The following is an 11,962-nucleotide window of genomic DNA, read 5'->3' on the forward strand; positions in this document are numbered from 1 at the left end:
TGGAGGAATGGACAATGAACGGGAAACTGGCGACTGTCGCCACGGCCGGATTGATTTGCGCATTTGTCTTTCTTGCCGTGGGCTTCGGGCTTTCGGGGCCAGATCTGGCCAACGCGCGATATTGGTGGGATGGCATACAATCCGCGTGTGGTTCAACGGGGGCGGGCAAGCAGCAGATCGTCCTGCCTTTCAATTCGGATGGCAGCTTGTCAATCGATATGCCCGCTTCCGTTCGATATCAGCCGGGCGGCAAAGCCGAGGCCGTCATTAGCGGCAACGCTGCGCTTCTCGACCACGTGCGGCTGGAAGGCGGACGGTTGAGCCTGGATTGCAATCCGGGCTGGTCCATGTCCAAGTTCGATGTCGCCTTGTCCGGGCCGCTCGTCACCGATTGGAAGGTTCGCGGCAGCGGAGACCTTGTCTTGTCGCAGCTTGATCAAGACGATCTGCGTCTGAGCATTTCCGGCAGTGGCAGTGTCAAGGCCGCCGGCAGCGCTCGGTCCGTCGATCTGGATGTAGCCGGCTCTGGTGCCGCCCGCCTCAAGGATCTTGCCGCCCAGTCGGTCAAAATCAGAGTCCGCGGCAGTGGTGACGCGCAGGTTGCTGCGGCGACGGACGCCGACATATCGATCCGCGGAAGCGGCAATGTCGAGCTATATGGGCATCCGGTGCTGCGACGTTCCGAGATTAGAGGCAGCGGGCGCCTCGTGCAGGTGCCATAGGTCAGCTCCGATGCGGGTGCTGCCGCATGGTGTTTCAGTGGTCGGATGAGCCTTGCTCTTCCGACCACCTTGCTTTGAAAAATTCTCATGTTAATCAATGGGAATGTGACCTTAGCAAATATGCGGAAACAATGCCGGACAAGACAGACAGCAACGCCGGACGGGCATCAGCATTCGATACTGCGGCAGTAAAGCCCAAGCGACCGCTGCGAGAGCCTCGCCGTTCCCTCGCGATCGGGCTCCTGCGCGCTCGCGAAGCGGTCATGAGCCATTTCCGGCCGATCCTGGCGGCGCATGATGTCACCGAACAGCAATGGCGCGTCATTCGTGTCCTCTACGAGGGTGGCAAGCTTGATGCCACCGAACTGGCCGACAAGGCATCCATTCTGGCGCCGAGCCTGACGCGGATGATACGGCTGCTGGAGGAGCGTGGCTTTATCACTAAGCACAAGGACGAAGCTGACGGCCGCAGAGTGCTTCTGCAGATCACGCCGGCGGGAGAGGCCCTCGTTACGGAAGTCATGCCGGAGAGCCTGAAGGTCTATGCCGATATCGACGCCCGCTTCGGCGTACAGCGCGTGGAGCAGCTTCTCGACATGCTAGCGGAGTTGGCGTCGTTGAAGCTTGAAAACGGCTCGGTCGGTGAAGAGTGATATCTTTTCGATTTCATTAATGTGTTAAGTATTTAATTGACGGACCGGAGGAACTGTAGCAGTCTTCATCAGTGCTGATACTGTTGGGAGGCAGAGTTGGACCTGTTGCAGAATCGCAGCCTCATCGAACGAAGCTGGTCACCAACGCCTTATGATCAATGGGCGGACGGCTTGCGGAGCATTTGCGGGAATTTCAACCCGCATACCGTCAAGCGCGGCGATAGTGTCGTCGGCATGGCAAGCCGCATCGATGTATGCGGCATGGAGTTTGCCCATGTCTCCAACGACCTCGATTATGTCCACCGCGATTGGGACGATATCCGGCGCGATGCGAACGAACACCTGTTTTTGATCCTGCAGCTTGAAGGTGTCTGTGGCGTCGAGCATTCCGGCCAACAGAACATTCTTGACGTCGGCGAGTGCATTCTCGTCGACTCCACGCGTCCCACAACCTTCTATTTCCGTGGACACTTCTCCAACCATCTCTCGCTGCATCTGCCCCGGCAATTGATGTATTCCAACAGCAGGGTCGATTTCGACGTCGCCCGCAAGCTTGTCGCCTCCGATCCGATGGCGATGATGCTGCGGGCGCTGATCGCAAAGATGATGACTACGCCGGAAAACGATGTGGCTTCACCGCATCTGCGTCAGCTAATGTTCGATACGACACGTCAGGCATTTTTGTCGAAAAGCGCCCAGGCGACCAATCTGAACTCTTTGCACGACAGTGCCAGCAAGCGTATGCAGATGGTGGATATCCTGATCGACAAGCACTTGACCGATACCGACCTCAACGCCAAATGGTTGGCGACAAGGCTCGGCGTGTCGATCCGTACGCTGCAGCAGGATTTCCAGGGAATGGGCATGACCTGCACGACCGTCATTCGCGACAAGCGCCTGCGCTTTGCACGCGAAAAGATCGAGCAACTCAAGGAACGGCGTAACCCCACAACGATAGCCGAAGTCGCCTACTCCGCCGGTTTCAACGATATTTCCTATTTCAATCGCAGCTTCAAGGAGCTGTTCGATTGCGCTCCGAGCGAGCTGCTGCGCGGCGCCGAACCGGCGCATCGATTGGACTGAAACGCAGTCTGCGTTCCAGTCCAAGACGAGGCGCGTTTCTCCCCAAGACGGGTCTTGCGGCAAAAGTCATAGTCCTCTCGAAAGTCACGGGAGGAGAATATCGTGAAGCAGTATACCCTGCTTATCGGCGGAGAGCATGTTGCCACGTCCCATCATGCGCCGGTCGCAAATCCATCAAGCGGAGATGTTGTCGGCTACATGCCGCTCGGCAGCGAAGCGGATCTTGATCGCGCAGTTGCCGCGGCCGCGGAAGCCTTCGCAGCGTGGTCTCAGGTTTCGAACGAGGAGCGCGCCAAGGCGTGCCGCGCGGTCGCAGAGAAGATCAACGAACATGCCGAAGAACTCGCTCAGATCCTGACCCGGGAGCAGGGTAAGCCGCTCAATGGTCTTGGTTCGCGCTTCGAAATCGGCGGCGCACTCGCCTGGACGCGGCACACCGCCGAACTGGACCTGCCGGTCGAGGTGCTTCAGGACGACAATGAAGGCCGTGTCGAGCTGCATCGTAAGCCGATCGGCGTCGTCGGTTCGATCACGCCCTGGAACTGGCCCGTGATGATTGCCTGCTGGCATATTGTCCCGGCCATACGCGCCGGCAACACCGTTGTCATCAAGCCGTCGCCGCTGACACCCTTGTCGACCATCCGCCTCGTCGAAATCATGAATGAAGTTCTCCCGCCCGGCGTCGTCAACGTCATTACCGGCGATAATAGCATCGGGGCAGCACTCTCCGCTCATCCCGGCATCGCCAAGATGACGTTCACCGGTTCGACGGAAACCGGCAAGAAGGTCATGGCGTCGGCGGTTGCGACCCTGAAGCGGCTGACGCTGGAACTCGGTGGCAACGATGCGGGTATCGTGCTGCCGGATGCAGACCCGAAAGCAATTGTCGAAGGCCTCTTCTGGGGTGCCTTCATCAACAATGGCCAGACCTGTGCGGCGCTGAAGCGCCTCTACGTGCATGACAGCATCTATGAAGAGGTCTGCCGCGGGCTTGCCGATTATGCGAGCAAGATCGCCGTTGGCGACGGCCTCGACGAAACGAGCATTCTCGGACCCATCCAGAACGAAATGCAGTTCAACAAGGTGCGCGAGCTCGTCGATGATGCGCGTGCCAATGGCGGCCGCATCCTGACCGGCGGTGCGCCGATGGAGCGGCCTGGATATTTCTATCCGATTACGCTCGTGGCCGATGTCGATCATGGTGTGCGGCTGGTCGATGAGGAGCAGTTCGGTCCGGCCCTGCCGATCATCCGCTATAGCGATATCGATGAGGTGATCGTGCGCGCCAACCAGAATCCCGCCGGCCTCGGCGGCTCTGTCTGGTCTGCTGATGCCCAGAAGGCGAAGCGCTATGCGATGCAGCTGGAATGCGGCTCTGTATGGATCAACAAGCACGGCACCATTCAGCCCAACGCACCCTTCGGCGGCGTGAAGCAATCCGGCCTCGGCGTCGAGTTCGGTACCGAGGGGCTGAAGGAATTCACGACGATCCAGACGGTGCTGAGCTAAGACATGGCGACGTACGACTATATCATCGTTGGTGGTGGATCCTCTGGTTGCGTTTTGGCGAACCGGCTGTCGGAGAACCCCGCCCACAGGGTTCTGCTGATCGAGTCGGGTCGGCGGGATGCCGATCCCTGGATCCACATCCCAGCGACCTTCTTCAAGGTGCTAGGCAAGGGGATCGACATCCATCCCTACGCCTCGAACCCCGACAAAGGCTTGAACGGGCGTCCGAGCATCACGCCGCAGGGCAACGTGCTTGGCGGCGGCAGTTCGGTCAATGCGATGATCTATATTCGCGGTCATCGCAACGACTACGATACCTGGTCGCAAATGGGCTGCCAGGGCTGGTCCTATGACGACGTCCTTCCCGCCTTCCGCTCGCTTGAGAACAACGAGCGACTGAATGGTCAGTATCACGGCAACAATGGCGGCCTGCGCGTCTCGGATCCACGTCACCGCCACCCGCTGAGCGAGGCCTTCATCAAGGCCGCGACCGAAATCGGTATTCCGCACAATGACGATTTCAACGGTGAGGATCAGGCCGGTGTCGGCTTCTATCAAAGCACGACCTACGGGGGCCGACGCTGGAGTTCCGCGCAAGCCTTCCTGCGCGACGCCGAAAAACGGCCAAACCTGACTGTGCTGACACAGCGCAAGGTCGCCCGCATTCTGTTCGAAGGAAAAAAGGCCGTTGGTGTTGAACTGCTCGACGGCACGATCTTCAAAGCGGAGCGCGAAATTGCATTGACCGCCGGTGCGATTGCAACGCCGAAGATCCTGCAGCTATCCGGCATCGGCGATGCGGAGCATCTTTCATCGCTCGGTATCAAGGTCGTCGCTAATCTGCCCGGCGTTGGCACCAACTATCAGGACCACCTGGAAGTGCCCGTGCAGGGGGAAACATACGAGCCGATCTCGATCCTCGGTCAGGACAAGGGTCTACAGGCTGTGGGCCACATGTTGCGCTATCTGACATCCCATCGCGGTCTTCTGTCATCAAATGTCGTCGAGTGTGGTGGCTTTGTCGATACGTCAGGCACCGGCCAGCCGGACGTGCAGTTTCACGTCCTGCCGGTTCTGATCGGCTTCATCGATCGCGACCCGGAACCTGGTCACGGGTTGAGCATCGGCCCCTGCTATCTCAGGCCGAGATCGCGCGGCTGGATCCGGCTGAAAAGTGCCGATCCGACCGAGCAGACGGATTTCAATGCCAATCTGCTTTCCGATCCCGCCGATATCGAGACCTTGGTGCGCGGCGTTGAAACCGCGATCCGGATTCTCGATGCACCGGCGCTTGCCAAGCTGGTCAAGCGTCGGGTGTTGCCGAAGCCGGGTGTCGAGAAGGACCCGGAGGCGTTGCGGGACTACATCCGCCAATCGTGCAAGACCGTGTTCCATCCGGCCGGCACGGCCCGCATGGGCCGGGCAGACGATCCCAATGCTGTGGTGGGGCCGGACCTGAAGGTGCGCGGCATAGAGGGGCTGCGGGTCTGTGACGCCTCGATCATGCCGACTCTGGTTTCGGGCAATACCAACGCCCCGACGATGATGATTGCGGCAAAGGCTGCCGCCTTCATGACAGGAAAGGCGATTTCGGGCTGAGCCCGAGATCGCAGACATCAAGATCCCGTGGGGAGCGGGGACAACAACTGGAGGAGAAAATGCCTATCAATCTCAGAGGGCTGGCGATCAGCCTATTCCTGACGCTCGTTTCGGCGTTCAGTGCACATGCGGCCGCATCCTGCGGCGACAATAGCGGCAAGCCGGCGACCGGCGAGCCGATCGTCATCGGCGCCATCACCGGCAAGACCGGCCCGGATGACTTCTCGAACTCGACCAAGGCGGCAAAGGCCTATTTCGATTGCCTCAACGCTAATGGCGGCATCAAAGGCCGGCCGGTCAAGTATATGGTCGAGGACGACCAGTGGAATCCGGAGATCGCGGCGCAGCTGGCGGCCAAGCTCGTCAACGACCAGAAAGCCGTGCTGATGGTCGGCAACTCGAGCTATGTCGAATGCGGCGCCAATGCTGAGCTCTACAAGAAGGCTGGTATTCTGGTGCTGGCCGGTGTCGGCGTGCCGCGCGAATGCTTCTTTGCGGGCAATATCGCTCCGACCAATGCCGGACCGCGCGTCTCGATGCTGGGTGCCATGGGTTACGCGCTCGACAAGCTCCACGCCAAGTCTGTAGTCTGCGTCGCCCCGAACATTCCGAACGTCGGCACGTGGTCCTGCGATGGTGTCGCTTTGCTCGCCAAGGAAAAGGGCTTCGCCGCACAGACGATCCTGATGGATCCGGGCTCTGCCGACGCGACGTCCGTCATCCTGCAGGCAGCGTCAAGCAAGCCCGACGTTATCGTTCTCGGCCTTTCAAAGGGCGTTGCGGTGCCGCTTCTGACCGCAGCCGAAGAGCAGGGTCTGAACCAATCCATCACCTTCCTGAGCGCTGCTTCTGCTTATGATCTCTCGGTTCCGTCGACCATCGGCCCGGGTTGGAACGACAAGTTCTATGTCAACATGGAGTTCAATGATCTCGAGGCAACCACGCCGGACAATCAGAACTGGCTCGCCGTGATGGATCAATACGGCCAGAAGTCTGACCCGCGTGACACCTTCGCCCAGGCCGGCTATCTGGCGGCGCGCGTCGCCGAGAAGGCACTGATGACGCTCGATCCTGCCAAGATCAACCGCGAGACCGCATCCGCGGCCGTGAAGCAGATCAAGGACTTCAAGAGCGATATCTTCTGCGCTCCCTGGTACTACGGCGACGGCCAGCCGCGTCACAATGCCAACTCGACGACACGCATGGCGGTTGCCGAAGGCGGCAAGTGGAAGGTCGTCTCCGATTGCGCTCCATCGCCAGATCCGGAATTGACGGATATCCGCGCCTTCGAAAAGTCGGCCGGCCTCAACTAAGCCCCGAAGCTTGCCATCGGTTCCGCGGTGCTGACGCCGCGGAACCGAGCGACCCGAGAGGATCGATCCATGAACTTTCTACCCTTTGTCATTTCCGGGCTGGGAATAGGTGCAGTCTACGCACTGTCCGGTGTCGGGCTCGTCGTTCTGTTTCGAGCGACCGGCGTTCTCAATTTTGCTTTCGGCGCTTTCGGCGCGATCGGCGCCCATTGTGCCTGGCAACTGCTGGAGTGGAAGATGCCGCTCGCCGTTGCCATTCTGGCGGCCGTTGCCGTCTCCACCACGATCAGCTTTCTCTATGGCCGGATCTTCGCGCCCATGCTGTCGCATCGCGATATCGTCGTGCGCGCGGTAGGGACGCTGGCGCCCGCTCTCCTTTTGATCGCCGTCATGGGCGTCATCTGGGGCGAGCTGCCGCGCCGGTTGCAGTTCCCGACCGACCAGATGTTTGTGACCCTCTTTGCTGTGCGCCTGACCTATACGCGCATCATCGCCATCATATTGGCGGTCGTAATGGTCATTGCCATTACATTGCTGCTGAACCGCACGCGCCTCGGCCTCGATATGCGTGCTCTTGCCAATGACCGTGATCTGAGCGCAGTCCTCGGCGTACGCATCCTTTATACGGAAACTGCTGCCTGGGTCATCACCGGTATCTTCTCAGGCCTCGCTGGCCTGTTGCTTGCCGACCTTGTGCGGTTGCAGGGAACGTTTCTGACCTTGCTCGTTATTCCGGCGATTGCTGCGGCGATCCTCGGGCAGCTGCGCTCGCTCTGGGAAACGGCCGTCGCCGGCATTCTGATCGGCATTGCCGAGGCCGTGCTGACGCCGATCGCCTGGATCTCGCCCTATCGCGCGGCCGCACCCTTCGTCATCGCGCTCGTTGCAGTCACGATCCTGGGAGGCACGGCGCGAGCCGCGTTGAAAGACCGATGACCGTTCAAGATCAGACAATCGCCTCCAACGCCGAAGGCATATCGATGGTGCGCCTGCCCAAGCAGCTACTGCATGTTCCGATGACGATGGCGATCTTCTCGCTCGTCGTCGCTCTCCTTGCCAATTCCTTCTGGCTATCGGCGGCAACATCAGCCGTTGCCCTGTCGCTCTCCGTTGCCGGCCTCGCCATTCTCTACGGCCAGCTCGGGTTGGTCTCGCTCTGCCAGTTTGCGCTTGTCGGTGTCGGCGGCTGGGTGACGTTGCGTATAGGCCATGCTTTCCATCCGCCTTTCGAAGTCAGCCTGCTCGCGGGCGGCATCGTCGCCTCGGTGGTAGGGTTGGCCTTCGGCGTACCGGCATTGCGGTTGCGCGGTCTGTATCTGGCGCTTGTAACGCTGATGCTGGCCGGTGCCTTCCAGATCGTCATCAGCGCCTGGGGCTTTCCGGACGGTGGTCCCGGCTTCCTTGGGCGTGCAGATGGCTCGGGACGTGCAATGCTGGCGAGACCCGTTATCGCCGAGGGCGAAGTCGCCTATTTCCTTTATGTCTGCGTGGCGGCGGCGATCGGTCTGTTGGTTGCGCAATGGCACAAGCTTGCTCGTCCGGGTCGCGCCTGGGCGCTGATCCGCAAGGGTGAGACGGTCGCGGTTGCAAGTGGGGTCAATGTCCTGATCTACAAGGCATGGGCCTTTGCGCTCAGCGGCTTTCTGGCCGGTCTCGCCGGCGGGCTGCTTGCCGGCAATGTTGGCCAGCTCGACGGCCGCGCCTTTGGCGCTTTCGATAGCCTCAATCTCTTCTCGCTGGCGATCGTCGGCGGGGTCTTCAACTGGTACGGCGCCTTGATCGCCGGTCTTCTCCTGCGGGCAGTGCCGGCGCTTCTGACCGATCTTGGTATCGACGGCTATGTGACGATCGGGATCTTCGGCATGGCGCTGTTCCATGCTCTGGCGACCGCTCCGACAGGTATTGCGGGTCAGGTATCGGATGTGATCGCCTGGCTCGGCAACAAGTTTTCCCTGGGGAGGGATCGATGATCAAGATCGACAATCTCGTGGTGCAATTTGGCGGCGTCAAGCCGATCAACGAGCTCAGCGCCGTGCTGACGGCGCCGGTGGCTGGCCTCATCGGTCCGAATGGTGCCGGCAAGACCACGCTGCTCAATGTGCTCTCCGGCTTCGTCCGCCCGATCCAGGGCACGGTGTCGCTGGGCGAGCAGGCACTGCTGTCGATGTCGCCGCTTCAGCGCGTACGCGCCGGCCTGCGGCGTTCGTTTCAGACGGAGCAGGTTGTCGAGGATCTGACGGTCGCCGGCAATATCTCTGCGATCGCCGATCATGTCGTGTCTGTGGGACATCGCTCCGGCGCGGTCGATCAGGCTCTGGCCTTCGTCGGTCTGACCTCGGTTGCCGATCGCCTGGGGCAATCGCTCAATCTGTTTCAGCGTCGTCTCGTCGAGCTTGCCAAATGTGTGATCGGCAACCCGAAGCTCATCCTGCTCGATGAGCCGGCGGCAGGGTTGACCGAGGAGGAGGGCAAAGCATTTCGTGAACTGGTTCTCCGCATCCCGGCAGAGTTCAGGGCACAGGTCCTGATCATCGATCACGATGTCGATCTGATCCGCTCGATGTGCAGCGAGACCATGGTGCTCGACTACGGCAAGCTTCTGGCGCTCGGTCCGACCCATGCCGTGCTTGCCGATCCCAATGTGCGTCGCGCCTATCTGGGGGAGTTCTGAGATGACCGGTACATCACAAGTCCGCGTCGAGAATCTTGTCGTGGAGCGCGGCGGCAAGCGCGTCATTCATGATGTTTCCTTCTCGGTGACTGCCGGCAAGGTCACGACGTTGCTTGGCGCCAATGGCGCAGGCAAGTCGAGCACCGTCATGGCCATGGCGGGCGTCTTACCGCGCGGCGGCTCGGTGAGCCTCGATGGTGCCAAGCTCGATGGTTTTGCGCCCGATCGCATTCGCCGTGCGGGCCTTGCGCTTGTGCCGGAGGGGCATCGCGTGTTGGGACAGCTCTCCGTGGAGGACAACATCCTCGTGGCCGCCCTCGATCCGTCGGCCAGTGGCCGCAAGCAAGGGCTCGAGCGCGCCTACGAAATATTCCCCGAACTTGCCGAACGCCGCCGCCAATCGGCATCGGACTTGTCTGGCGGCCAAAAGCAGATGGTGGCGATGGCGCAGGCTTTCGTTGCCAAGCCTCGCTTCATGATCGTCGATGAGCTTTCTCTCGGACTGGCGCCTGCCGTCGTGAAGCGGCTGGCCGAGGCGCTCAAGATCGCAGCGGCGGGCGGCATCGGCGTTCTCCTGATCGAGCAGTTCGCCAACCTTGCCCTTGATCTTGCCGATCAGGCCCTGGTTCTGGAGCGTGGGCGTCTCGTCTTCGACGGCTCGGCCGCGACCTTGAAGGCGCAACCGGACATTCTCCACGGCGCCTACCTTGCCAACTGACAGAAGGGAGTTGCCATGACGTTTTCTGCGGATCTCTTTGCCGGGCGAACGATCGTCGTGACCGGCGGCACATCGGGCATTGGAGCGGCCAGCGCGCACGGCTTTGCCGCACTTGGTGCCCGTGTTCTCAGCTGCGGTCTCGGCGCGTCCAAGGCGCCCGCAATGCCGGGGATCGAAAACCATGAAGTCGATGTGCTCGTGCCGGGGGCGCTGGAAGCCTTCCTCGCATCCGTCGAAGCCATCGATGTCCTGGTCAATTGCACGGGCGTCAGCCGCGATCGGGGCGAATGGTCGAAGGCCGTGTTCGACGAGGTGATGGCGATCAACCTGACTTCGGTCATGGATTGTTGCCGACTCGCCCGTCCGCGAATGCAGGTCGGATCGGCTATGGTCAACATCGCTTCGATGTATTCCACCTTCGGAGCAGCCGACCGCCCGGCTTATGCGGCCAGCAAGGGCGCGATCGTGCAGCTAACGAAGTCGCTGGCGCAGGAATATGCGCAGGCCGGAATTCGCGTCAACGCGGTTGCGCCGGGCTGGATCGTCACGCCGCTCAGCCGCGGGCTTTTCGCCGACGAAGCTGCTTCCGGCCCCATTCTTCAACGTATTCCGGCTGGCAGATGGGGCGTTTCGGATGAGGTCGCAGATGCGATCATATTCCTTGCCTCGGACGCGGCACGTTATGTCACGGGTGCCTGCCTGCCGGTCGATGGCGGATATCTCACATCTTGAGGGCTTCTACGATGGCTGCAGCGCTTCAACGTCATGTCGAGATTGCCGGTGGGCAGGACTTTGCCGGCCTCGCGCGCAATCTCTTCGGCAATGTCCGTCTTGATTTCGGCGCCGCCGACCAGAATAAAAGCCGCATGGTGTCGGCAATGCTCGGTGCATGCCGGCTGACGCGGTTGGAGGCCGAACGGCATGTCGTTTTCGGCGAGCGCGTCACGGCGGGGCCTGATGATCCGGACGCGATCAAACTGATCCTGCAGACTGAGGGTATTGCTTCGCTGATGCAGGGCGGACAGCGTGCCCCGGTCCAATCCGATGCTCTGGTCATCTATGACCCACGTCGGCCCTATGTGCTGACCAACAGCACGCCTGTGCGCCAGCTTCTGCTGCAGTTGCCGCGGCATGCGCTCTCCCACAGCGCCATCGAGCGGCTGGCGAGGCCGTTCACGGCGCATGCGGAGCAGGACGGCATGTGCCGCATCCTGCTGTCGTTGATGGAATCGACCATGCATGAGATCGGCCATCTCGATGAAGCCAGGCGCGCCGGCATCGGCCAGACGATGATCGATCTCGTTCGCACCGTGATCGGCGCGGATACGCAGCCGGCAAGACCGGTTGCCAATCCGTTGGCTCTGCTGCTGCAGCGGATCAAGGAGTTCATCGAAAGCAATGTCGAGCGGCCGGACCTGACCATCACAATGATCGCGCGCCGTATGGGCTGCTCGGTGCGCTATGTCTATCGGGCATTCGAGGTCGAGTGCCTGACGCCTTCGGACTATATCTGGAATTTACGCGTGGAAAAGGCTGCCGCACAGTTGCGGGATGCCGGAGGCTACGCCGGCGAAATATCCGAAATCGCCTTTGCGCTCGGCTTTTCATCAAGCGCACATTTTTCCCGGGCCTTTCGCAATCGCTTCGGTGTTTCTCCCTCGCAATGGCGTAGGGCCGCGGCTGTATAAAAGAGG

The 11,962-nt window shown here is 60.8% G+C and carries 12 protein-coding genes; all 12 read left to right on the forward strand.

The window, feature by feature from the left end:
* The first annotated feature begins 14 nt into the window (after positions 1 to 14).
* Entirely contained in the window at positions 15 to 722 is a 708-nt protein-coding gene (locus tag GGD46_RS15940) for a GIN domain-containing protein (RefSeq protein WP_184705499.1), read from the forward strand.
* 131 nt (positions 723 to 853) lie between these two features.
* Positions 854 to 1,375: a homoprotocatechuate degradation operon regulator HpaR gene (gene hpaR / locus GGD46_RS15945; RefSeq protein WP_246806324.1), complete on the forward strand. Its 522-nt coding sequence runs from the start codon at positions 854 to 856 to the stop codon at positions 1,373 to 1,375.
* 96 nt (positions 1,376 to 1,471) lie between these two features.
* On the forward strand, positions 1,472 to 2,458 hold the full coding sequence (locus GGD46_RS15950; RefSeq protein ID WP_184705501.1) for a helix-turn-helix domain-containing protein: 987 nt from the start codon (positions 1,472 to 1,474) through the stop codon (positions 2,456 to 2,458).
* A 102-nt stretch (positions 2,459 to 2,560) separates the two neighbouring features.
* Entirely contained in the window at positions 2,561 to 3,967 is a 1,407-nt protein-coding gene (locus GGD46_RS15955; RefSeq protein WP_184705503.1) for an aldehyde dehydrogenase family protein, read from the forward strand.
* A gap of 3 nt (positions 3,968 to 3,970) precedes the next feature.
* Positions 3,971 to 5,566, forward strand: coding sequence for a GMC family oxidoreductase (locus tag GGD46_RS15960; RefSeq protein WP_184705506.1), 1,596 nt, complete (start codon positions 3,971 to 3,973; stop codon positions 5,564 to 5,566).
* Positions 5,567 to 5,625: 59 nt separating this feature from the next.
* On the forward strand, positions 5,626 to 6,879 hold the full coding sequence (locus GGD46_RS15965; RefSeq protein ID WP_184705508.1) for an ABC transporter substrate-binding protein: 1,254 nt from the start codon (positions 5,626 to 5,628) through the stop codon (positions 6,877 to 6,879).
* 69 nt (positions 6,880 to 6,948) lie between these two features.
* Positions 6,949 to 7,815, forward strand: coding sequence for a branched-chain amino acid ABC transporter permease (locus tag GGD46_RS15970; RefSeq protein WP_184705510.1), 867 nt, complete (start codon positions 6,949 to 6,951; stop codon positions 7,813 to 7,815).
* Complete coding sequence (locus GGD46_RS15975) at positions 7,812 to 8,849, forward strand: branched-chain amino acid ABC transporter permease (RefSeq protein ID WP_184705512.1); 1,038 nt, start codon at positions 7,812 to 7,814, stop codon at positions 8,847 to 8,849. The genes GGD46_RS15970 and GGD46_RS15975 overlap by 4 nt, the downstream gene beginning before the upstream one ends.
* A complete protein-coding gene (locus GGD46_RS15980; protein ID WP_184705514.1) occupies positions 8,846 to 9,550 on the forward strand; it encodes an ABC transporter ATP-binding protein in 705 nt (234 codons plus the stop codon). Before GGD46_RS15975 ends, GGD46_RS15980 begins: the two co-directional genes overlap by 4 nt.
* Before the next feature lies 1 nt (position 9,551).
* Positions 9,552 to 10,268 carry an ABC transporter ATP-binding protein gene (locus GGD46_RS15985; protein WP_184705515.1) on the forward strand — a complete coding sequence of 239 codons (717 nt, stop codon included), beginning with the start codon at positions 9,552 to 9,554 and terminating at the stop codon, positions 10,266 to 10,268.
* A 15-nt stretch (positions 10,269 to 10,283) separates the two neighbouring features.
* Positions 10,284 to 11,000 carry an SDR family NAD(P)-dependent oxidoreductase gene (locus tag GGD46_RS15990; protein ID WP_184705516.1) on the forward strand — a complete coding sequence of 239 codons (717 nt, stop codon included), beginning with the start codon at positions 10,284 to 10,286 and terminating at the stop codon, positions 10,998 to 11,000.
* Positions 11,001 to 11,011: 11 nt separating this feature from the next.
* Entirely contained in the window at positions 11,012 to 11,956 is a 945-nt protein-coding gene (locus GGD46_RS15995) for a helix-turn-helix domain-containing protein (RefSeq protein WP_184705517.1), read from the forward strand.
* The last annotated feature ends 6 nt before the right edge of the window (positions 11,957 to 11,962 follow it).

This window comes from Martinezella lusitana, from assembly GCF_014207095.1.
In the GTDB taxonomy this organism is placed as follows: domain Bacteria; phylum Pseudomonadota; class Alphaproteobacteria; order Rhizobiales; family Rhizobiaceae; genus Rhizobium; species Rhizobium lusitanum_B.